The sequence below is a fragment of the Pseudoalteromonas sp. 5Ae-yellow genome, assembly GCF_014077565.1.
Lineage (GTDB): Bacteria > Pseudomonadota > Gammaproteobacteria > Enterobacterales > Alteromonadaceae > Pseudoalteromonas.
This window is the reverse complement of record NZ_JACGWD010000023.1, coordinates 16,528-38,815: the sequence shown is the minus strand read 5'-3', so window position 1 is coordinate 38,815 and position 22,288 is coordinate 16,528. Positions and strand designations below refer to the sequence as shown.

20 protein-coding genes are annotated in these 22,288 nt (G+C 39.6%); 16 read left to right on the top strand and 4 right to left on the bottom strand.

Annotation, left to right across the window (positions count from 1 at the left end; genetic code table 11):
* Positions 1-4 precede the first annotated feature (4 nt).
* From H4J63_RS08420 to cyoE, 16 genes are all read left to right on the top strand, one after another.
* Positions 5-316: a BolA family transcriptional regulator gene (locus H4J63_RS08420; protein ID WP_165721276.1), complete on the top strand. Its 312-nt coding sequence runs from the start codon at positions 5-7 to the stop codon at positions 314-316.
* A gap of 107 nt (positions 317-423) precedes the next feature.
* On the top strand, positions 424-1,617 hold the full coding sequence (gene fabV, locus H4J63_RS08415) for an enoyl-ACP reductase FabV (RefSeq protein ID WP_007584887.1): 1,194 nt from the start codon (positions 424-426) through the stop codon (positions 1,615-1,617).
* 362 nt (positions 1,618-1,979) lie between these two features.
* Positions 1,980-3,323: a Na(+)-translocating NADH-quinone reductase subunit A gene (locus H4J63_RS08410; RefSeq protein ID WP_024596562.1), complete on the top strand. Its 1,344-nt coding sequence runs from the start codon at positions 1,980-1,982 to the stop codon at positions 3,321-3,323.
* A gap of 4 nt (positions 3,324-3,327) precedes the next feature.
* Complete coding sequence (locus tag H4J63_RS08405) at positions 3,328-4,530, top strand: NADH:ubiquinone reductase (Na(+)-transporting) subunit B (protein ID WP_002958899.1); 1,203 nt, start codon at positions 3,328-3,330, stop codon at positions 4,528-4,530.
* On the top strand, positions 4,523-5,275 hold the full coding sequence (locus H4J63_RS08400) for a Na(+)-translocating NADH-quinone reductase subunit C (RefSeq protein ID WP_002958898.1): 753 nt from the start codon (positions 4,523-4,525) through the stop codon (positions 5,273-5,275). The genes H4J63_RS08405 and H4J63_RS08400 overlap by 8 nt, the downstream gene beginning before the upstream one ends.
* Positions 5,275-5,907, top strand: a complete 633-nt coding sequence (locus H4J63_RS08395; protein ID WP_002958897.1) for an NADH:ubiquinone reductase (Na(+)-transporting) subunit D — start codon at positions 5,275-5,277, stop codon at positions 5,905-5,907. The genes H4J63_RS08400 and H4J63_RS08395 overlap by 1 nt, the downstream gene beginning before the upstream one ends.
* Positions 5,908-5,917: 10 nt before the next feature.
* A complete protein-coding gene (gene nqrE, locus H4J63_RS08390) occupies positions 5,918-6,526 on the top strand; it encodes an NADH:ubiquinone reductase (Na(+)-transporting) subunit E (protein WP_002958896.1) in 609 nt (202 codons plus the stop codon).
* Between the two features lie 18 nt (positions 6,527-6,544).
* Complete coding sequence (gene nqrF / locus H4J63_RS08385; RefSeq protein ID WP_002958895.1) at positions 6,545-7,774, top strand: NADH:ubiquinone reductase (Na(+)-transporting) subunit F; 1,230 nt, start codon at positions 6,545-6,547, stop codon at positions 7,772-7,774.
* 109 nt (positions 7,775-7,883) lie between these two features.
* Entirely contained in the window at positions 7,884-8,915 is a 1,032-nt protein-coding gene (locus H4J63_RS08380) for an FAD:protein FMN transferase (RefSeq protein ID WP_024604966.1), read from the top strand.
* Positions 8,916-9,016: 101 nt separating this feature from the next.
* Positions 9,017-9,229 carry a (Na+)-NQR maturation NqrM gene (gene nqrM / locus H4J63_RS08375; protein ID WP_007376137.1) on the top strand — a complete coding sequence of 71 codons (213 nt, stop codon included), beginning with the start codon at positions 9,017-9,019 and terminating at the stop codon, positions 9,227-9,229.
* A 1,080-nt stretch (positions 9,230-10,309) separates the two neighbouring features.
* On the top strand, positions 10,310-10,729 hold the full coding sequence (locus tag H4J63_RS08370; RefSeq protein ID WP_002958097.1) for a hypothetical protein: 420 nt from the start codon (positions 10,310-10,312) through the stop codon (positions 10,727-10,729).
* A 318-nt stretch (positions 10,730-11,047) separates the two neighbouring features.
* The gene (cyoA, locus tag H4J63_RS08365) at positions 11,048-12,007 is read left to right on the top strand and encodes a ubiquinol oxidase subunit II (RefSeq protein ID WP_024603771.1); all 960 of its coding nucleotides are present in this window, start codon (positions 11,048-11,050) and stop codon (positions 12,005-12,007) included.
* A gap of 2 nt (positions 12,008-12,009) precedes the next feature.
* Positions 12,010-13,998, top strand: a complete 1,989-nt coding sequence (cyoB, locus tag H4J63_RS08360) for a cytochrome o ubiquinol oxidase subunit I (RefSeq protein WP_149594194.1) — start codon at positions 12,010-12,012, stop codon at positions 13,996-13,998.
* On the top strand, positions 13,995-14,636 hold the full coding sequence (gene cyoC, locus H4J63_RS08355; RefSeq protein WP_149615280.1) for a cytochrome o ubiquinol oxidase subunit III: 642 nt from the start codon (positions 13,995-13,997) through the stop codon (positions 14,634-14,636). Before cyoB ends, cyoC begins: the two co-directional genes overlap by 4 nt.
* Positions 14,636-14,992 (top strand): cytochrome o ubiquinol oxidase subunit IV, encoded by a 357-nt coding sequence (gene cyoD, locus H4J63_RS08350; protein ID WP_024603769.1) that lies wholly within the window; start codon positions 14,636-14,638, stop codon positions 14,990-14,992. Before cyoC ends, cyoD begins: the two co-directional genes overlap by 1 nt.
* A gap of 9 nt (positions 14,993-15,001) precedes the next feature.
* Complete coding sequence (cyoE, locus tag H4J63_RS08345) at positions 15,002-15,886, top strand: heme o synthase (RefSeq protein ID WP_182195955.1); 885 nt, start codon at positions 15,002-15,004, stop codon at positions 15,884-15,886.
* A gap of 101 nt (positions 15,887-15,987) precedes the next feature.
* Here cyoE and H4J63_RS08340 read toward each other — a convergent pair whose 3' ends face one another.
* From H4J63_RS08340 to H4J63_RS08325, 4 genes are all read right to left on the bottom strand, one after another.
* Positions 15,988-16,653, bottom strand: a complete 666-nt coding sequence (locus H4J63_RS08340) for a hypothetical protein (protein WP_182195953.1) — start codon at positions 16,651-16,653, stop codon at positions 15,988-15,990.
* Between the two features lie 158 nt (positions 16,654-16,811).
* Positions 16,812-18,794 carry a phytase gene (locus H4J63_RS08335; protein ID WP_182195950.1) on the bottom strand — a complete coding sequence of 661 codons (1,983 nt, stop codon included), beginning with the start codon at positions 18,792-18,794 and terminating at the stop codon, positions 16,812-16,814.
* An 11-nt stretch (positions 18,795-18,805) separates the two neighbouring features.
* Entirely contained in the window at positions 18,806-19,780 is a 975-nt protein-coding gene (locus tag H4J63_RS08330) for a metallophosphoesterase (protein ID WP_182195948.1), read from the bottom strand.
* Between the two features lie 61 nt (positions 19,781-19,841).
* Positions 19,842-22,145: a TonB-dependent siderophore receptor gene (locus H4J63_RS08325; RefSeq protein WP_182195945.1), complete on the bottom strand. Its 2,304-nt coding sequence runs from the start codon at positions 22,143-22,145 to the stop codon at positions 19,842-19,844.
* Between the last annotated feature and the right edge of the window lie 143 nt (positions 22,146-22,288).

The following is a 22,288-nucleotide window of genomic DNA, read 5'->3' as shown; positions in this document are numbered from 1 at the left end:
TTTTATGTCAATGCAGCAACAGATCCAAGAAAAAATAAGCAACGCCATTGCGTGTAAACATTTAAACGTGATTAACGAAAGCCATATGCACAGTGCTGGCACTGAATCACACTTTAAAGTAGTAGTGGTTAGCGAAGATTTTGCGGGTAAGCGTTTATTACAACGTCATCGCGAAATTAATGAAATTTTGAAAGATGAGTTAGCAAATCATATTCATGCACTCGCTATTCATACATATACACCCGATGAGTATGCAGAGCAGGGTGGCGAAGCGCCTGATTCACCCAATTGTATGGGTGGCTCTAAAGTTAGCTAAGTAATGTTTTAGAGTATTTGATGAGTGTTTAACTGATCAGATCAGTGTTTTTAGTATTAGCCTTTAAACTAGCGCTAATTTTTATTGTAAAAGATATAGGATGATCAATGGTCATTAAGCCTAAAATTCGTGGATTTATCTGCACAAACGCACACCCAGCTGGTTGTGCAGAGCATGTTCAAGAACAAATTAACTATGTAAAACAACAAGGCGCATTAAAAAGTGCACCAAAAAATGTATTAGTTATTGGCGCATCAACAGGCTACGGCTTGGCATCGCGCATTACTGCTGCGTTTGGTGGTGGTGCTAAAACATTAGGTATTTTCTTTGAAAAAGAAGGTACAGATCGTAAAACAGGCTCTGCTGGTTGGTACAATACCGCTGCTTTTCAAGAAGCTGCAGACGAAGCGGGTCTTTGGTCTAAAAATATTAATGGCGATGCGTTTTCTAACGAAATCAAGCAAAAAGCAATCGACACTATTAAAGCAGATTTGGGTAAAGTAGATTGTATTATTTACAGCCTAGCGTCTCCTCGTCGTACTGATCCAAATACAGGTGAAGTGTTCTCATCTACACTTAAGCCAATAGGTAATGCAGTAACCACTAAAAACTTAAATACATCAAAGCGTGAAATTGATGAAATTACGGTTGAAGCTGCAAATCAAGACGATATCGACAACACTATTAAAGTAATGGGTGGTGAAGATTGGGAAATGTGGATTGATGCATTAAAAGAAGCCGGTGTACTTGCCGATAACTTTAAAACTACAGCGTATACTTATATTGGTAAAGAGCTAACATGGCCAATATACGGACACGCTACTATTGGTAAAGCTAAAGAAGATTTAGACCGTGCAACGGCTGCTATTAAAGAATCAACAAAAGATTTAAATGGTGAGGCGTATGTTTCATCACTTAATGCAGTAGTGACACAAGCAAGTTCTGCTATTCCTATAATGCCGTTATATATTTCTGCTTTATTTAAAGTTATGAAAGCAGATGGCACATATGAAGGCACCATTGAGCAAATTCACGCATTATTTAGTGAAAACCTATATGGTGAATCGCCTCGCTTTGATGACGGTGGGCATTTATTCCAAAACTATAAAGAGCTAGAAGACGATGTGCAAGCACGCGTTCAAGCTGTATGGGATAGTGTTGATACAAGCAGCATTGATGAGCTAACAGACTATGTTGGTTACCATAATGAGTTTTTACGCTTATTTGGTTTTGGTATAGACGGTGTTGACTACGATCAAGACATAGATTCAGTTAAGCCAATTGCTAATATGATTGACTAACAGAATTTAGATATAAAAGCCGCAATAGCGGCTTTTTTTGTATTATGCGATTTGTTTAATTTGCGATGAAATCAGGAACGATAATTGCTTAGGCTACCACTTTGGTCTACCTTGATTTTTATTTAAATCACTTAACAAAACTAAATAAGTGTTTCTGTCGTATAATTTTCATAAATACACTCGCATAGTCATCTAAAATGATGTTAAAATCTCGACAATATGTGATGAGTTTTACTACGTTGCTTGTTTGATATTTCTAGTAAGCTGCTCTTTTGTACCTTGATATAACTTGGAATAACTCAAATGGCGACGTGGTTGATACGATTTTTCAGTTTCTTTCCTTTAATGTAATGCAAGTGCGTATGATCAATATAAAAAAAGGTCTGGATTTACCCTTAGAGGGCGCGCCACAGCAAGTTATACATGACGGTTCTGCTGTCAAACGTGTAGCTGTGCTTGGCGAAGAGTTTATCGGTATGCGTCCAACCATGCATGTTCGTGTGGATGACCAAGTCAAAAAAGGCCAGGTACTTTTTGAAGATAAAAAGAACCCAGGCGTCCTATTTACTGCTCCAGCTTCTGGTACAGTAAAAGAAATAAATCGTGGTGCTAAACGTGTGCTGCAATCTGTTGTTATTGAAGTAGCAGGCAGTGAGCAAATCACCTTTGACTCTTTCAAAGCAGACGAGCTTCCGAGCTTAGAGCGCGAAAAAGCCAAAGAAGTACTTATCCAGTCTGGTCAATGGACAGCACTTCGTGTTCGCCCATTCAGCAAAGTAGCGGCTGTGGATGCAAATCCTAGTTCTATTTTTGTGACCGCAATCGACACAAACCCATTAGCTGCAGATCCTGCAGTAATTATTGCAGAAAATGCGCAAGCATTTGAAGCGGGTCTTGCAGTTGTTTCGCGTTTGACCGATGGCAAAGTATTTGTGTGTAAAAAAGCAGGCAGCCAAGTTCCTAGCTCATCTATAGCTCAAGTAGAAGTACATGAGTTTGGTGGTGTGCATCCGGCTGGCCTCGTTGGCACTCATATCCACCATCTTGATGCAGTTTCTGTTAGCAAACAAGTTTGGCATATTGGTTACCAAGACGTTATTGCGTATGGTCACTTATTCCTTACTGGTGAAATTTACACAAATCGTGTTATTTCGCTTGCAGGTCCTCGCGTTAAAAACCCACGTTTAGTGAAAACACAATTAGGTGCTTCATTGGATGATTTAGTGGCTGGTGAGTTAGAAGACGGAGATAACCGCGTTATTTCTGGTTCTGTTCTATCGGGTTCTATTTCAAACGGTGTTCATGCATTCTTAGGTCGTTACCACGTTCAAGTATCTGTTTTACTTGAAGGTCGCGAAAAAGAATTGTTTGGCTGGATTGCACCAGGTAGTGATAAATTCTCTGTAACGCGTACGTTCCTTTCTCACCTTGCACCAAGTCGTTTATTTAAAATGACAACGTCAACAGGTGGTTCAAAACGTGCCATGGTACCAATTGGTAGCTACGAGCGCGTAATGCCGTTAGATATTTTGCCTACTCTATTATTACGTGACTTAATTGCACGTGATTTAGACAGTGCAATTTCATTGGGCGCGCTTGAACTTGATGAAGAAGATTTAGCGTTATGTACCTTCGTTTGTCCAGGCAAATACGAGTATGGTTCTATCCTACGCGATTGCTTAACTACGATCGAGAAGGAAGGCTAGAGAGATGGGTTTAAAAAAATATCTAGAAGATATCGAGCCGAATTTTGAAGCCGGTGGTAAATATGAAAAGTTTTATGCTCTGTATGAAGCAGCTGCAACTATTTTTTATACACCAGGCTACGTAAATAAAGGCGCGACACACGTACGCGATAACATCGACCTAAAACGTATGATGATTTTAGTGTGGATGGCGACGTTCCCAGCTATGTTTTTTGGTATGTTCAATATTGGTCATCAGGCCGCTGGTGCTTTAGCACAAGGTTTTGAACTAGCAAACACGTGGCAAGTTGGTTTGTTCCAGTTATTCGGTGGTGAGTTAACCGCTGATGCAGGCTGGGGCGCTAAGATGTTCTATGGAGCATGTTTCTTCTTACCTATCTACGCTGTAACATTTGCAGTAGGTGGTTTCTGGGAAGTTATATTTGCTTCAGTGCGTAAGCATGAAATTAACGAAGGTTTCTTCGTTACTTCTGTATTATTTGCACTTATTTTGCCAGCAACTATTCCTTTATGGCAAGTTGCGTTAGGTATTACGTTTGGTGTAGTAATCGCTAAAGAAATCTTTGGTGGTACTGGCCGTAACTTCTTAAACCCTGCTTTAGCCGGTCGTGCATTTTTATTCTTTGCATACCCAGCTCAAATCTCAGGTGACACAGTATGGACAGCAGTAGATTCTTTCTCTGGTGCAACTATGCTAGGCCAAGCATTTGCTGGCACACTTGACTTTGCAAACATGGAATTATGGTGGAATGCGTTTTATGGTTTCATTCAAGGTTCTGTAGGTGAAACATCTACACTTGCATTATTAGTAGGTGGTTTGTTCTTAATTTACGTTCGTATCGCTTCTTGGCGCATCGTACTAGGTGTATTCCTAGGTATGGTAGCAACTGCATTTTTATTAAATGCTGTTGGCTCAGAAACTAACCCTGTATTTGCAATGCCTTGGTATTGGCATTTTGTACTTGGTGGCTTTGCGTTTGGTATGTTCTTTATGGCTACTGACCCTGTATCAGCTGCATTTACTGACAAAGGTAAATTAGCATATGGTCTATTAATTGGCTTTATGGTGGTTATGATACGTGTTGTGAATCCTGCTTTCCCAGAAGGCATGATGCTAGCAATCTTATTTGCTAACTTGTTCGCTCCACTGTTCGATCACTTTGTAGTGCAGGCTAATATTAAGCGGAGGTTGGCACGTAATGTCTAGTAATAACGAATCAATCGGCAAAACGTTATCAGTTGTTGTAGCACTATGTTTAGTGTGTGCAATCATTGTATCGTTTGCTTCTGTACAGCTTCGTCCTTTACAGCAAGCTAATAAAAATAAAGATATTCAAAGCAATATCTTAGCTGCTGCGGGCATCGACAAAGTTGAAAATGTTCTTGAAACATTTGATGCAAAAATCGAAGCGCGCGTTGTAAACATGACTACAGGTGAGTTTGTAGATACAGACCCAACAATCTTTGACTTTGAAAAAAGCAAATATGATGCAGCGCTAAGTGTTTCTCTTCAAGAGAAAGGCGTTAAAGATATTGCTGGTATTCAACGTGTGACTAAAGAGTCACCGGTGTATATCTCTAAAAAAGAAGATGGCTCAGTTGATGCAATCATTCTTCCTATCCAAGGCTACGGCTTATGGGGCTTAATGTACGGTTTTATCTCGCTTGAAAGCGATGGTGAAACAGTTAAGGGCATTATCTTTTACAAGCATAATGAAACCCCAGGTCTTGGTGGCGAAATCCAAAATCCACAGTGGACTGCTACATGGGAAGGTAAAGAACTTCCAATTCAAATTGTTAAAGGTACTGCGGGCAATGATGAGCATAAGATCGATGGTCTTTCAGGTGCTACATTAACGTCTAACGGTGTTGATCATGCAGTTGACTTTTGGACTGGCGAAAATGGCTTTGGCCCTTTCCTTGCGAAAGTACGTAAAGGAGCATTGAAATAATGGCTGATACTAAAGAAATGAAGGCGGTCCTATTTGGCCCGGTTTTAGCTAACAACCCAATCGCACTACAAGTACTTGGTATTTGTTCTGCGCTAGCGGTAACGTCTAGCTTAAAAAATGCGTTAATTATGTCAATCGCATTGACACTTGTAACTGCGTTTTCGAGCTTCTTTATCTCGCTTATTCGTAACCAGATCCCATCATCTGTACGTATCATCGTACAAATGACAATTATCGCATCATTGGTAATCGTTGTTGACCAAGTATTACAGGCATTTTCTTATGCTACTGCAAAAGAGCTTTCTGTATTCGTTGGTCTAATCATTACTAACTGTATCGTAATGGGTCGTGCTGAAGCATACGCGATGAAGTCGCCACCACTTATGTCATTCCTTGACGGTATTGGTAACGGCTTAGGTTACTCTGTAGTACTACTTACTGTTGGTTTCATTCGTGAGCTATTTGGTAAGGGTTCACTATTCGGTGTTGATATTATCCCATTAGTACAAGATGGCGGTTGGTATCAGCCAATGGGTCTATTGATCTTACCACCGAGTGCATTCTTCATCATTGGTTTATTCATATGGGTACTTCGTACTTATAAGAAAGACCAAGTAGAAGCTAAAGCGTAAGGGGCAAATAGTGGAACATTATATTAGTTTATTTGTAAAAGCCGTTTTTATTGAGAACTTAGCGTTGTCATTCTTCTTAGGCATGTGTACTTTTTTAGCAGTATCTAAAAAAGTAACTACATCAATTGGCCTAGGTATAGCGGTTATAGTTGTATTGGGTATTTCGGTACCTGTTAACAACTTGGTTTATCATGCGGTACTTGCACCAGGTTCACTTACTTGGTTAGGTTACCCAGATGCGGATCTTAGCTTTTTACGTTTCTTAACTTTCATTGGTGTTATTGCAGCACTTGTGCAAATTCTTGAAATGGCATTAGACAAGTTTTTCCCTGCACTATACAACGCGTTAGGTATCTTCTTACCACTTATCACAGTTAACTGTGCAATATTTGGTGCGGTATCATTCATGGTTGAGCGTAACTATAACTTCGGCGAGTCTGTTGTTTATGGTATTGGCGCTGGTGTTGGTTGGGCACTTGCAATTACATTACTTGCAGGTATCCGTGAGAAACTGAAATACTCAGACGTACCTGACGGCTTACGTGGTTTAGGTATTACCTTCATCACTGTTGGTTTAATGGGACTTGGCTTTATGTCATTCTCTGGTATTTCACTGTAAAGGTAGCGAGGATAAATCATGGATTATCAGATTTTCTTAGGCGTTGGTGTTTTTATCGCTATCGTTGTACTACTGGTTTTAGTCATCATTGGTGCTAAATCTCAGTTAGTTGCAAGTGGCGATATTATCATCGGCATTAATGGCGACCCAGATAAAGCCATTAAAACATCAGCAGGTAGTAAGCTTTTAGGCGCACTATCTGAGTCAGGTATTTTCGTATCATCTGCATGTGGTGGCGGTGGCTCTTGTGGTCAGTGTCGTGTACACATTAAAGAAGGTGGTGGTGATATTCTGCCAACTGAGCTTGATCACATATCTAAAGGTGAAGCCCGTGAAGGCTGTCGTTTAGCGTGTCAGGTAAATGTTAAAAATGACATGGAAATTGAGCTTGAAGAGTCAATTTTCGGTGTTAAGAAGTGGGATTGTGAAGTTATCTCTAATGATAACAAAGCAACGTTCATCAAAGAACTTAAGCTGCAAATTCCAGATGGCGAGTCAGTGCCGTTTCGTGCGGGTGGTTACATCCAAATCGAAGCTCCACCTCACCATGTTAAATATGCAGATTTCGATGTTCCTGAAGAGTATCGTGGCGACTGGAACCATTTTGGTTTCTTCGATCTGGAGTCAAAAGTAGACGAAGAAACAATTCGTGCTTACTCAATGGCTAACTACCCAGAAGAAGAAGGCATCATTATGCTTAACGTGCGTATTGCTGCTCCACCTCCAAGAAACCTTAGCTTGCCGTGTGGTAAAATGTCTTCGTACATTTGGTCACTTAAAGAAGGCGACAAGGTAACTATTTCGGGTCCATTTGGTGAGTTCTTTGCTAAAGACACTGACGCAGAAATGGTATTTGTTGGTGGTGGTGCTGGTATGGCGCCAATGCGTTCTCATATCTTTGACCAACTTAAACGTTTGAACTCTAAACGTAAGATGAGCTTTTGGTATGGTGCACGTTCTGAGCGTGAAATGTTCTACGTAGAAGATTTTGACGGCCTAGCCGCTGAAAATCCTAACTTCGTATGGCATACAGCACTTTCAGATCCACAGCCTGAAGATAACTGGGAAGGCTATACTGGCTTTATCCATAACGTGTTATTTGAGAACTATCTTAAAGATCACGAAGCGCCTGAAGATTGTGAGTACTACATGTGTGGTCCTCCAATGATGAATGCGGCAGTTATTACTATGCTTAAAGATTTAGGTGTTGAAGACGAAAATATCTTACTAGATGACTTCGGTGGCTAACACTAATACCAAAACAGTTTAGTTTTGGTTAAAATACCAGCCTCGTAGCACTTGTGTTACGAGGCTTTTTTTATTCTTTAATTTTATCAATCTATTAAGTAGAGCTGTTATGAATCGAGTAAGTACTTCACAGGGCATAATGGCCTTTTTACTAATTACACTGACTTTATTATTGTCTGGGTGTGGTGAAAAGCCAGAGTTAAAAGAAACCTTTTTAGAAGGTAAGACTATGGGTACCACTTATCATATTAAATATTATGATGAGCAAGCCCAGCTATCGGCTTCACAACTACAGCTGCAAATAGACGCTGTTTTAAAAGATGTGAACCAATCTATGTCTACTTACATAGAAGACTCTGAAATAAATACATTTAACAGATTACCTGCAAATCAAGTCATGCCAATTAGCGAAGATTTTAGGGCTGTTATAAGCGAGTCTATTCGCTTGGGTGAATCAACTAAAACACTCGACGTAACAATGGGGCCTTTAATTGATTTATGGGGCTTTGGGCCTGATAAAAAACCAACTAATCGCCCAAGTGATGAAGAGCTTGCAAGTATGGTTGAAAAAATAGGCATTGATAAACTTATCTTAAATGAGCAAGGACTGGCTAAAACAGTTAATGGACTGGAGCTTTCTTTTTCGGCAACAGCTAAGGGCTATGGTATTGATAAAGTTGCCCAGTTATTAGAAAGCCACGACATTACTAATTACATGGTTGAGATTGGTGGTGAGCTGCGTATAGCAGGTGAAAAGCCAAATAATCAGGATTGGAAAATCGCGATTGAGCAACCAGATGCGCAACCTGGAGAGCGTAAGGTACACCGTGTTTTATCGCCAGGTACAAGTGGTATAGCGACATCGGGTGATTACCGTATTTTTTATAAAATGGATGGCGAGATCTATACCCACTTAATTGATCCAGCAACAGGTATGCCTATTAAGCACGACTTAGTGTCGGTAACTGTGCTTCATCCAAGCGCTATGACAGCAGATGGTTTAGCGACGGCACTTACTGTAATGGGGATGCAAAAAGCGCAAGCTTATGCTGAGCAACATGATTTACCGGTTTATTTAATAGGTAAATCAAAAGAGGGTTTAATTACCTACTCAAGCCCAGCATTTAAGTCTTATTTATAGTATGGTGCTGACTTGTTTATTTCCGTGTTATTTGGGTATATAATAGCAGTCGCTCAAAAATATTTGAGTTTAATTTATTGCTGATCAATAGGGGCTAAGCAATGTCACTTTTTCTTCTTACTTTTGGCTTACTAATTTTGATAGTTTCGGCTATGGCCGTTGGTATGATCGTGCAAAAAAAATCTATGGCAAGCAGCTGTGGTGGTTTAGGTTCGGTTGGTATTGATAAAGCCTGTGATTGCGATGATCCATGTGATAAACGCAAAAACCGTTTAGCAAAAGAGCAAGCCTGGAAAGAAAACCAAATTATTTAAGCCTGTCTTAAATATTAAAAAGCGCTTTATAGCGCTTTTTTTGTGCCTGTAAAACGCCTTCGCATCATAGCTTCCAAAGCAATCCAATCTAAATGTATTAGACAAAGGTATATAGTTTAGTTTTTTTCACCTATTAGGTTTATTTTTCTCGTTTGTCAAATTGGAGCTAACACTCTAAAGTTTAACCATAGACAAAGAGCAAGGCTCTCGTCATAAGCTTGAGGCATAAGTTAGCCTCGCTTAAAAGAATCTTTATATTGTGTGTGAAGATGTTGTCAGTGTGAAAGGCAGCTCAAGTTCGGTGGATTTACTTCCATAAAGAACGAGTTTGAGTTGTTTTTATTCCCTACAATTGCCACGCAGTGTAAACCAAGAATCTTTATATTGTGTGTGAAGATGTTGTCAGTGTGAAAGGCAACTCAAGTTCGGTGGTGACTGAATTTGGGTTGTTTTTATTTACTTTCAATTGCCACGTAATGTAAACCAAGAATCTTTATATTGTGTGTGAAGATGTTGTCAGTGTGAAAGGCAACTCAAATTCGGTGGATTCACTTCCATAAAGAACGAGTTTGAGTTGTTTTTATTCCCTACAATTGCCATGCAGTGTAAACCAAAAATCTTTATATTGTGTGTGAAGATGTTGTCAGTGTAAAAGGCGGCTCAAGTTCGGTGGTGACTGAATTTGGGCTGTTTTTATTTGTGCGACACAATTATTACTCCCTCCTAAAAACCTATAATCCTATTAAATATTTCTCTTTAAATCGTTTTTTATTTGAACTAACCGAATGTTTTTTATCGTGTTATTTTTTATTAACAAAATAGCTTCGAAAGCTTAACTCAAATTAATTGATTTTTAGTTGAACAGAAAATTCTCTTTGTTATACTCAAGTTCGAACTTTCAGTAAGTTTTGAAAGTTTGGTTGATACGGATCAATTTTCGCTAGATAAATATGTGCTAGCTGGATTTGATTGTATTTAGCACCTGGTTTTAGGGCTTACAACAGCAATGTTTTTTAAATTTTTCCATTGCGAACTGTATTACTCTAATTTTGTTATAGTCATTTTAGTAGGTTAATGTCTTTGAACACACTTTCTTTGCATCATACAGCTACGGAACTTGCCTCTGGCGAGCCGCAGACGTGTGAGCGCTTGAATAAAGCAGGCAAGGGCGTGTGTGTAGCTATAACTTTATTAGTGTTTAATACTGTAATGTTGCTAAGCGGTGCATTAGAGGATGCCTTCAAGCTTGAAGCGCTATTAAGTGATGGGTTTATTGTAGAGCCACTGTTACTTAATCTTGCGCAATTTTTAGCTCATCCGATCATATCAAGTCAGTTACTTATTGGCCTTTGTTGGTTATTGTTCCATATTTGTCCAGCGCGTCGTGCTGGCATAATCCTCCGTAAAGCAGCCTTTGCTTTTAGCGAGGCTAAAGTTCTTCAGCCTGTGATCTCTTCACACGGTTGTCGTGCTCCACCTAGCTTTACAGGTTGCCTGTAACGCTGCATCTTGTTGCTGGTTTTAATTATTTGTTCTTGCTGTAAATAATTAAGGTTAGCTAAAACAAAGTAGCTCCGTGTTTTTTAAACACATTTCAGCCAACCACCACTCACCCAAGTTAACTTTTATTACGTTATATAAATGCGTTTAGAAAGCTGGGTTTGTTGCTAGGTCATTAATGGCATGAGCTTTAGGTTTTGAATAGCCCCCTTATTTTTATAATTTAATTCTAGTTAACTTGGGTTTTTATTGAAAAATCGTTGCTTTGGTTTTTATTTTAAGCAGCAAATTGAAACTCTAGGTTTGTAGGATACTCCCTTGTTAATTCGTAACCTTTGTAATATTGCTTTAGCTAGTACAGTGCTGGCGTTGTCAGGCTGTAAAGGCGGGATACTCGATCCAAAAGGGCAGATAGGCATTGATGAGAAAAATTTAATCATCATCGCAACCGTGCTTATGTTGCTTGTAGTCGTTCCCGTTATTGTGATGACTTTGTATTTCGCTTGGAAATATAGAGACACTCAAAACCAAGAAATTTATGCTCCAAAATGGGCTCATTCAAATAAAATTGAAGCCGTTGTTTGGGCTGTTCCTATTGTTATTGTAATCATTTTAGGTGTTATTACCTGGCAGTCTACCCAAGAGCTAGACCCTTACAAACCAATTGAAGGTAAAGGTAAGCATCTTACTGTTGAAGTGGTTTCATTAAACTGGAAGTGGCTGTTTATATATCCTGAGCAAGGTATTGCTACGGTTAATGAATTAGTGTTCCCAGCAAATGTACCTGTTGAATATAAAATCACTTCAGAGAGCACAATGAACTCCTTTTTTATTCCGCAATTGGGTAGTCAAATATACTCAATGGCTGGGATGGAAACCAAGCTTCACTTAATTGCAAATGAGCCAGGTACGTTTAAAGGCTTTTCTGCAAATTACAGCGGCGCAGGTTTTACTGGCATGAAATTTAATGCCATTGCTACACCTACCCAAGCTGGTTTTGATAAGTGGGTGAGTGATGTGAAAGCGAATTCAAGCGCTAACAACCTGACTCATGCAAATTATGTTGAGCTTGCAAAAGCAAGTGAAAATAACCCTGTAGCCTATTACGGAAAAGTTGATGACGGCTTATTTCATACCATTGTTATGAAGTATATGCAGGCGCATGGCGATATGAACAAAAAACACCATGCAATGGGCGAACATGGGCAAATGAGTAAAAAGCATCATGAAATGAGTGAGCACTCAATGCCTTCATCTCACAGCCAAGGCGAGGAATAATAATGTCGTTATTAGGTAATCTTTCACTCGACGCAATTCCGTTTCATGAGCCAATTCTTGTGTTCACGATGTCGGTTATTGCGATAGCTGGGCTTATTATTGCCGGGCTTATTACAAAGTATAAAAAATGGGGCGTGCTTTGGCGCGACTGGATCACGTCTGTTGATCACAAACGCTTAGGCGTAATGTATATTCTTTTAGCACTAATAATGCTGTTTCGTGGTTTTTCAGATGCAATAATGATGCGTGCGCAGTTGGCACTTGCTACCAGTGGTGCGCCAGGTTATTTACCACCAGAACACTACGACCAAATATTTACTGCCCACGGCGTAATCATGATCATATTTATGGCAATGCCATTTATGATTGGTCTAATGAACATTGTATTACCACTTCAAATTGGTGCTCGCGATGTTGCTTTCCCATTTTTAAATAATTTAAGTTTTTGGTTTACAGCCAGTGGTGCAATTTTAATTAACTTATCACTTGTGTTTGGTGAGTTTGCAAAAACAGGTTGGGTGGCATATCCGCCGCTTTCGGAGCTGACCTTTAGCCCTGGGGTGGGGGTTGATTATTATATTTGGGCCTTGCAAATATCCGGGCTCGGTACACTTCTAACAGCCGTAAACTTTTTAGCGACTGTGTTTAAAATGCGTGCACCAGGTATGACCCTAATGAAAATGCCAATTTTCACATGGGCATGTACATGGGCAAACATATTAATTGCAGCATCATTCCCAATTTTAACTGCTGTACTTGCAATGCTAACGCTTGACCGTTATCTCGACTTCCACTTCTTTACCAATGAATTGGGCGGTAACGCCATGATGTACATCAACCTGTTTTGGGCATGGGGTCATCCTGAGGTATACATATTAGTATTACCAGCGTTTGGTATTTTTTCTGAAATTATTTCGACCTTTGCCGGTAAACGTTTATTTGGTTACAAGTCGATGGTTTACGCCAGCGGTGCAATCTCAATTTTAGGCTTTATTGTTTGGCTACATCACTTCTTTACGATGGGCTCGAGTGCTAACGTTAATGCGTTTTTTGGGGTAATGACCATGGTTATTGCCGTACCAACTGGGGTTAAGTTATTTAACTGGTTATTTACCATTTACCGAGGTCGTTTACGTATTAGCGTACCGGTACTTTGGACACTTGGCTTTATGGTTACCTTTACCGTAGGCGGTATGACCGGTGTATTACTTGCTATTCCTGGCGCCGATTATGTACTGCATAACAGCTTATTCTTAATTGCACATTTTCATAACACAATTATTGGTGGTGCTGTGTTTGGTTACCTGGCCGGTTTTGTATTTTGGTTCCCTAAAGCAATGGGCTTTAAACTTAATGAAAAATGGGGCAAAGCATCATTTTGGTGTTGGATTATTGGTTTCTTCGTAGCATTTATGCCGCTGTACGTACTTGGTTTCTTAGGTATGACACGTCGCTTAAACCACACTAACAACCCAGATTGGAACATATGGTTATACATTGCCGCAGGCGGTGCTGTAATTATTATGTTTGGTATTATCAGCCAGGTAATTCAATTATATGTGAGCTTTAGAGACCGTGAAGCGCTTGACGATACAACAGGCGATCCGTGGAACGGCCACACACTTGAGTGGGCTACAAGTTCACCTCCGCAAATTTATAACTTTGCAACAATTCCACATATTGATGATATTGATGCATGGACCGATATGAAAGAAAAAGGTCAAGCATATCAAGATAAGGCAAACTACAGCCCTATTCATATGCCTAAAAACACATCAGCTGGCGTGTTAATGGCAGCAAGCTTAACAGTATTTTGTTTTGCAATGATTTGGCATATTTGGTGGTTAGCTGTTGTTGGGCTAGTAGGCGGAATTGCCATTTTTATCAAACGTTGTTACACCAGCGATGTAGATTACTATATACAACCTGATGAAATTGCACGCACTGAAGCTGCATATAATTCAAGTGGCATTAAGGAGCTAAAAGCGTGAGTACACTTTCTGCAAATTTAGAATCAGCAAATTTAGACTCTGTATCACATGATGATCATGCCCACGCGCATGATCATCACGATACTTCGGGTGACACGATATTTGGCTTTTGGTTATACCTAATGACCGATTGCCTATTATTTGCCTCGTTTTTTGCCACCTACGCAGTGCTGTTTATGAACACTGCCGGCGGTGTATCGGGTAAAGATATTTTTGAGCTCGACTTTGTAGCAGTAGAAACTGCTGCACTACTTATTAGTAGTATTACCTTTGGTTTTGCCATGATTGCCGCTCAAGGGCAAAAAAAGGCACTAACACTGACTTGGTTATTTGTTACGTTTTGTTTAGGTGCTGTGTTTATTGGTATGGAAGTATACGAATTTCATCACCTAATTGTGCATGGCAATGGCCCACAACAAAGTGCTTTTTTGACATCATTTTTCTCATTAGTTGGCCTACATGGTTTACATGTAACTGCGGGTCTAATTTGGATGACCATAATGATGATTGAAGTTGCTAAACGCGGCTTAGGTAAAGCAACCGTAACGCGTTTAAGCTGCTTAAGCCTATTTTGGCACTTCTTAGACATTGTTTGGATTTGTGTATTTACCGTTGTTTATTTAATGGGAGCAATGTAATGAGCCACAGCGAAACGCATGCGTTAAAGCAAACGCAAAGTGATCATCATGATGAATCTCATGGCAGTGTTAAAACTTACTTAATTGGCTTTGTGCTATCGGTAATTTTAACTGCTATACCGTTTTACATGGTAATGGAAGGTGACTTTTCAAAAGCAACAACGCTTTGGAGCATTGTTACTTTAGCAATCGTACAAATTTGGGTGCATTTAAAATACTTTTTACACCTTAATTTTACCACCGAAGATGGCCGTGCAAGTACTTTCACATTCCTATTCAGTGCTCTGATCATCGTAATGGTTGTTGGGTTATCTGTTTGGATCATTTATGAATCTAACGCAATGATGATGTACTAGGAGTTGAAGATGTTTCGTCGTTATTTATCAGTGACAAAGCCGGGTATTATTATGGGCAATTTGATCAGCGTAGCGGGCGGGTTTTTACTTGCTTCGCGCGGTGATATAGACCCATGGTTAATGATTGCCACATTAATTGGTTTGTCGCTAGTGGTTGCATCAGGTTGCGCTATCAATAATGTTATAGATAGAGACATAGATGTGGCCATGGCGCGTACTCGTACGCGGGTTACAGTAACGGGCGAAATGTCGGCCTTTGCTGCACTTAGTCACGGTATTTTATTGGGTGTTGTGGGCTTTGGTTTACTTATCGCCTACACCACTCAAGCCGCGGTATTTTTTGCAGCCTTTGGCTACGTAATTTATGTAGGGGTTTATACCCTCTACATGAAACGCAACTCAGTATATGGCACTTTTGTAGGCAGCCTTTCTGGCGCTGTACCGCCAGTAGTAGGTTACTGCGCCGTAACAGGGCAGTTCGATATGGGCGCATTAATACTGCTAGTCATGTTTAGCTTGTGGCAAATGCCGCACTCTTACGCTATTGCTATTTTTCGCTTTAAAGATTATCAAGCTGCAGGTATTCCTGTATTACCAGTAGCGCAAGGTATCGACAAAGCAAAACGCCATATCGTACTTTACATTGCTGTATATGCCCTAGTTGTGATGTTACTGCCAATTACTGGCTACACAGGAGCTGCTTTTATGGCTGTGGCGTGTATTACCAGCTTTTGGTGGTTGCTAATGGCATTGCGTGGTTATCGTCGTAATATTGATATGAGTAGCTGGGCACGTAAAGTGTTCGCATTTTCAATCATTAATATTACAGCGTTAAGCATTGCTATGGCTGTTGACTACCATAGCGTTGCTCCACAGCTATTAACGCTTACCTAATTTAAAAATTTTTAACTATTCCAAAGTTAATCCAAAGGCTCGAAAGAGCCTTTTTTTATGCCTGAATATTGAAATGATTTAGCATTCGTATAATCGCTATTTTATTTTTTAAAATCATCAGCATTGTAATAAAGTGGTTTAAGGGTGCCGCAGTTAATAAACTTATAGGTAAGCTCATTTTCAGCTGGGACACGTTTTGAGGTACGAAGCTTTTGCATACATGCATTAACTAAATCAACAAAAATAAGATGGTTATAGCTCGGCGCTTGTTGAATTTTATGAATATAAATACGCTCACTCCCGCCCAGATTAATCATGTCGTAGTCTTGCCATTGCGATGATTCACTTAAATCTTTTAGATCTCTGGCATACAGTTGCTTACTCAGTTCAAGCTCTTTTTTTGAGTAAATTAAACTACCACCTTGTTGATAATCACCCTCGTAAATGTCGGCAATAATCGTAATTTCTTCACCACGCATTAAATGTTGAATATTAAACGCTTGTGGCTTAACCGTGATTAGTTCAGCATTTCTAACAAAGTTTAAGAGTGCGACATCGGGGTTTCCTATTTTATAAACAACTTGCACATCATCTGGAGAATTATAACTAGGTAAGTTAATCGCAATTATAGATGAGCCTTGATTAACCAAAGCCATAGGATGCTCAGCATTGTAAGCGGGGTCTACCGGTGGAAGTTCTGCTTTTTCTTCTTCAGCTGCGGCAAAGCCACTTAAAGTAACTAGTAATAAAGTAAGTAGTAGGCGCATTATAATCTCAATTAATTTATGAGCTTAAATTGTAGTATAAAATATATATTACATTGAGTTAATTACACTTAATACTTAAATGCCAAGCATTGTATAAAAGGCTCAAATGAGCCTTTTATACAATTTCAGGTAATCTTAAAGCGACATTAAAATAAGCACTATTTAATTGCTTTTTTTACTTCTCGCCAATCTATTATTTTAAAGTTTTGAGGTTGCTGTGGCATACGATTATAACCATCTTGTACAACTAAAATACCTTCAGGATAACCCGGTAGGGACTTAGATGTTACTGTTAACCCGTCGGTTTCTGATGAGCCATCAATACCATTAACCAAATCACTTATTACATTAAACTTACCCGTAAACTCTAAGCTAGGTGTTTTAATGCCCGCAGTATCATTATTTATTTTATACAGTACGTAGCTGTTATCACCTTGGCTCGAAACAACTAAATAACGTGTTTTGTCGCTGTGGTAAATTTCCATACCTTCAACATCATCAACAAGTTGCTCATTTATACCTTGCAGCATAACCGGTGTACTGCCTGCCGTTGGCTCTGCACCTATAAACCAAATACCGGCATCTTCTTCGCCTACAAATAATTGTCCCAGTTCATCATCTGCACTACAGCCTTCTGGTTGGCTTGGTAGGTTAAACTCGCGAACAAGTTTGCCTGTTATTTTTTCGTTATCCTCACTGATTTTATATTGCTGATACAGCCCCGATTTATCATTTACAAATACATAGTTCCCCGTATTTGACGAGTACATACATAAGCCATAAATTTCATCAAGATTGGTAGGAATATCAGCAATGTACTTCACACTATTATTAGCTTGTACTGTAAATAGACTAATACCGTTAAGCGTTCGGTTACTAGCAGTTATTAATGTATTGGTACTGTTTTTAATCGTGCTATTTTGTCGCAGGTCTACGTTATTTAAACGACCAACTTCAAGTGACTGTTCAAGCTTGCCATTTAGGCTGTATACCATTAGTCCACGGCGTTTATCGGTGCCTAAAATTAAGCTGTTTGCTGCATCTTTAGGGTTAACCCAAATTGCCGGATCGTCTGCTGCATCACCAAATGCTTGAACGGGGGCCGTTTGTGCACTTGCCTTTATTTGAGTGATTGATTGAGTGTTGGTTTTTAATGGTTTTTTGATAGGTGTTACAGGTAATGTACTTTTAATATAAGCGCCTGTTTCGTCGTTATACAGCACTGCCGTTGCCGCGTTGTTACTTGTGTAATTTACCGCTACCGATTCCAAGCTCAAGTCACCATTTAACATCCAGTTATTAAGCATTTTACTAATTGGATCATAAGCATACACAGTATTGTTTTTGGTACTAGTAAACCAGATAATACCATCTTGCGAAGCTGAAATAGCTCCTAGTTCACTGTGTAACTTTCCAAAGGGGGCGACTAAAGCAATCGGTTTTTTATCTGCTTGCGATTCAGCGTTCGCGTTTATTGCCCAAATGCCTACTTCGCTTTCACTTACATATAAGGTATTTGTTGTTGTACTTACAGCACAACCCGACGCCTCACTAACGCCAGAAAATTCACGTACATTTACGTTAACCGCTTTATTATTCGCTGTATCAAAAATAATAGTTTCGGTAATTAGCCCGCGTACATCAGGTACAAATGCCGATATTGATTCACTCGCTTTATTAGCAAATAAACACACCGTATCGGGTTGTGCTTGTGGTGGGTTAATGCGGGTTAGTTCAATTGTATTCCAGCCACTTTGAGTGTGCTCAAGCTTAAATATAACAACGTTATCTTGATTGTTATCAATAGTTGCAACCAAAAATGAGTGTGCTGTTAGCTTAGTGACAGCAAGCGCTTCAAAGTTACCTTTTTTTATAATGCGGCTTTGTTGCGTTTCACTTTCAACTAACACTAAGCCTTTGCTTTCGCTTGCTAGCAACCAATTGTTATTATTTAACCATGCCGCTTGTGAGCCTTGCATGTTATCTGTTGGACCAAATTTAGTACTATTAATGACTACTTTATCAGGTGTGTTTTTTACTGCCGTATTTGTAGCCACGTTACTATTGCTACATGCACTTAATGTGCTAAGCACTAAGCTACTTACAATTAAGCTAAGAGATGTTTTTAATTTAAATTTCATGTTGTAACCTTTTATTGGTCAAAGCGCTTTTGAGTGCTGTAACGCACTTCGCCTTTATAGTTAATAGCCGTTGCTTTTAGTGCTTCATTGTTAATCGAAAAGCTCAAAAATCCTGGAGTAGCTTCTGCAAAACGCGTAAATTCACGTTGTTTTACGTAACGCGCTTCGCTACCACCACCAGATACAAAGTGGTCGAGTTTACTGCCATCTATTTGGTTATGTTGCAGGTCATGTTCGTGTCCTGCTATGTATGCTTGCACACCATTTTGCTCAAATATGGGCTCGAGTAAATTACGTAAACCTTCAGTAAGTCCATAACGTTTTCCACTGCTATAAAGTGGGTGATGACCAACCACTATTTTCCATCGAGCTTGGCTATTTGAGAGTTGGCTATTTAACCATGTTAATTGCGCTTGGCTGTTTTGCCCTTGAGTTGCTTTGTATTTTTCGCGTGTTTTGTATTCAGGGTTTAAAGTATTAGTGTCTAAAAACACCATTAATATCTGCTCGCCACCTTTTAAAGTAAAGGTTTTGCTGTAATAGCGTGCAGGTAAATTCCAGCGCTGACTTTTTTTACTGTAATCAAGTTGTGCTTGCGCATTACCTAAATAATCATGATTACCCAGTACTACATACCAAGGCTCGAATGTATGTGGACCATGGTAAATATCTTCATAGGCACTTTGCCAAAGCGGGTCGTTAACACTTGCTACCCCATTGGGATAAAAGTTATCGCCCGTTGAAATAGTAAAATCACCATCCGTTTGAAACATCGCTATTTCTAACTGGTGTGCTACGTCTTTTTGATAAAAGTGCCCGTTATGACCCCAATCACCAATAACCGTAAAATTTAAGCTCTTAGGCAGCACCGTCAAGTTGGCAATTTTTTGTTGCTCGTATAATACATCGGTGTACGTTACGTTTGCCAATACGCTTTGTATACTGCATAAGCCAAGTGTTATTAGCAGTAATGTTTTTTTTATCATTATAGTTCTCTCATGTTTGGCAGCGCTAAATAAAGTGATTAGCACTACCTCATAAACTTATTTAAAACGCGTAACGCAGCATAAGTTGATAAACCGGTCCGGCTTCTTCAGATTCAATTTCGTACTCATCAAAGCTTCTACTAAATTGATCTTCAACGGTATCAAATTTATTAAAGGTTTCGTCTTTACTTGCATCAAGTAGGTTTGAACCCACCAAGCGTAGCGTTACATCTTCCCAACGCTTCTCTATAAACACTTCAAAGTCGGCACTGTAAGATGTAGTTATTTCTTCACCTACAATACGTCCATAGGCATCACCTTGCTTGCGGTAAGTTGCGCCAAATGCAGCTTTGAGTTCGGGTAAGTCTTGAATAAACCCAACGTTATAAACGTAGTCTGATTGGTCGTTAAATTTGCGAGTTCCAAAAAAATCGGTTACTTCACTATCAAGCCATGAGTAGTTTAAAAATACACCCGTATTAGGCATGCTAAATGCGCCAAGTGGAGTAGATAAATCAAGCTCAACTCCTTTAACATTACCATCGCCGGTGTTGCGTGGTTGCAGTACAAATGTACCTTCGCCCTCAGAGCCTTCTTGTCCTGTATTTGCTATTTCTATTAGGTCATTTACTTTGCGATAAAATAAATTAATACCTACAACGCCACTTTTTCCTAAGCGATACTCGTAGCCTAAGTCCATACCCCAAGCTGATTCTGGTTTTAATTCAGGGTTCCCTAGTTGGTCGTTATCGCCAAGCTCTTTTTCGATAAGTGCCGGCGTTAAAAAATCAAACTCAGGGCGGCGTAAACTACGCGCAATCGATGCACTTATACGCCCATTTTCGCTAACGTTATAACGAAAGTGTGCCGAGGGGAGGATAAAGTCGTAACTATTATTTTCGCTCACGCCAATTGTTTTATCATTAATTTTAGAATCGGTAGACTCCCAGCGAACGCCCAGCTCCCAAGCAAATAAATCATCTTTGTGCTTAACAAGGGCAAATAAGTCAAAGCGATCTTCTTCTAAAGTATTTACACCACCAGTAACCGCTTCGTACTCGCTATTAAATGTAGCAAGCGTTAAAGGTGTTGCTGCGTATTGCTCCCAACTGGTAAGTGCAAGTTCTAATTCGTTTTGCGATTCTAAAATTTCACTGTCGCGTTTTTTATTTTGTAAAAATGCACCAAACTGAATTTCTTTGCTGTCACCCCAAGGTTGGCTGTGTTGCCACTGTAGAGTCCATTCTTTATCATCTATTTCACTTTTAGTTTGCTCTTCTTCAAATACCATCGGCAGCTCTGAGGTATCTAATTCGACTTCTTCCTCATAAACAGACTCTTCAAACCGAGCAAAGCCAAATTTAAACTTACTTGTGCCACTTAGTAGTGGAAATTCATAAGCGGTATTGATGTTGTAATTAGTTTGGTCAATATATTTAACATTCGCATTATCTGTTTCTAAGTTACCGCCATTTACAATATCGTTATTGGTTGCAGTTGGGTCGTTGTATTCAAATGAACGTTCATCCTCAGTACGCTCTGTATCAACCCACATAGCGCTAATATTAAACTGACTATCGTCGTCAAAAACAATTTCGTAGCTGGAGTTAAGTGACGTGTCGTCGCCATCGCGAGTGTCAGATTGGTCTTCGCGGTTATCAAATTCTTCTGTTTGAAAGTTTATATTGTTTTCAGGGCTATCGCCGTAGCGCAAACTATTTTTTTGTTTTGGGTTATATCTGCCTTGTAAATTTGCACCAAGTAATAAGCGCCCACCAGCCAATTCAGTACCGTACACTGCAGCTAAGCTTTCTTTAAATTCACCATCGTCATAAAGCAAGCCACCAGCACGCAAGTAACCGCCATCTAAACTGTAACCATCGCGCAATACAATATTTAATGTGCCCGCAATAGCATCGGCTGAGCGGTTAGCACTTGATGAGCGAATTATTTCAACGCGTTCAATTAACTCAGCCGGAATTCGGTCAACAAAAAATGAACGATCGGCACCAGCGCCAGGTACTTCTTCACCGTTTATAAGCACCTTTGTATAAGCAGGGCTTAACCCTCGCATACGTGCACCATCCGATTCAAGCACATCCGATAAAAATGTAACACTGGGTACTCGTTTTAATGCATCGCCTGCGGTCAATGGTTCAAAACGTTGAAAGTACTCTTGTGAATACTCCAAGGTTGGTGCGAGTTCGTCTGAGCGGTTTCTGTAGCCAATTTCACCGTATACAACAATTTTGTCAGAAACTTCGATATCTTTTTTTGCGGTTTCTTTTGCATCATCTTCTGCATAAGCCGTCAAATTACATAAGGCTAATGCGGCTACCAGTGCTTTTATTTTAAAGTCTTTCATTGTATTTGCTCTTGGTTATTGCTGGTTTGTTTCTTGGTATGGCGAGCAAGCTAAAGATATTTGGTTACGTAAATGTGACAGTGTTTAGGTTAAATACATGTATTTAGAGGTGTTTGAGCAATATATAGAGTGTATTGAGCTTT

What these genes read in the sequence shown, in the direction of transcription:
- H4J63_RS08395 (WP_002958897.1), top strand. Translation starts at nt 5,275, where the DNA reads ATGGCTGATACTAAAGAAATGAAGGCGGTCCTATTTGGCCCGGTTTTA.
- H4J63_RS08340 (WP_182195953.1), bottom strand. Translation starts at nt 16,653, where the DNA reads ATGCGCCTACTACTTACTTTATTACTAGTTACTTTAAGTGGCTTTGCC.
- H4J63_RS08380 (WP_024604966.1), top strand. Translation starts at nt 7,884, where the DNA reads ATGAATCGAGTAAGTACTTCACAGGGCATAATGGCCTTTTTACTAATT.
- H4J63_RS08405 (WP_002958899.1), top strand. Translation starts at nt 3,328, where the DNA reads ATGGGTTTAAAAAAATATCTAGAAGATATCGAGCCGAATTTTGAAGCC.
- fabV (WP_007584887.1), top strand. Translation starts at nt 424, where the DNA reads ATGGTCATTAAGCCTAAAATTCGTGGATTTATCTGCACAAACGCACAC.
- cyoB (WP_149594194.1), top strand. Translation starts at nt 12,010, where the DNA reads ATGTCGTTATTAGGTAATCTTTCACTCGACGCAATTCCGTTTCATGAG.
- cyoE (WP_182195955.1), top strand. Translation starts at nt 15,002, where the DNA reads ATGTTTCGTCGTTATTTATCAGTGACAAAGCCGGGTATTATTATGGGC.
- H4J63_RS08335 (WP_182195950.1), bottom strand. Translation starts at nt 18,794, where the DNA reads ATGAAATTTAAATTAAAAACATCTCTTAGCTTAATTGTAAGTAGCTTA.
- H4J63_RS08330 (WP_182195948.1), bottom strand. Translation starts at nt 19,780, where the DNA reads ATGATAAAAAAAACATTACTGCTAATAACACTTGGCTTATGCAGTATA.
- H4J63_RS08325 (WP_182195945.1), bottom strand. Translation starts at nt 22,145, where the DNA reads ATGAAAGACTTTAAAATAAAAGCACTGGTAGCCGCATTAGCCTTATGT.
- cyoD (WP_024603769.1), top strand. Translation starts at nt 14,636, where the DNA reads ATGAGCCACAGCGAAACGCATGCGTTAAAGCAAACGCAAAGTGATCAT.
- nqrF (WP_002958895.1), top strand. Translation starts at nt 6,545, where the DNA reads ATGGATTATCAGATTTTCTTAGGCGTTGGTGTTTTTATCGCTATCGTT.
- H4J63_RS08400 (WP_002958898.1), top strand. Translation starts at nt 4,523, where the DNA reads ATGTCTAGTAATAACGAATCAATCGGCAAAACGTTATCAGTTGTTGTA.
- H4J63_RS08410 (WP_024596562.1), top strand. Translation starts at nt 1,980, where the DNA reads ATGATCAATATAAAAAAAGGTCTGGATTTACCCTTAGAGGGCGCGCCA.
- H4J63_RS08420 (WP_165721276.1), top strand. Translation starts at nt 5, where the DNA reads ATGTCAATGCAGCAACAGATCCAAGAAAAAATAAGCAACGCCATTGCG.
- nqrM (WP_007376137.1), top strand. Translation starts at nt 9,017, where the DNA reads ATGTCACTTTTTCTTCTTACTTTTGGCTTACTAATTTTGATAGTTTCG.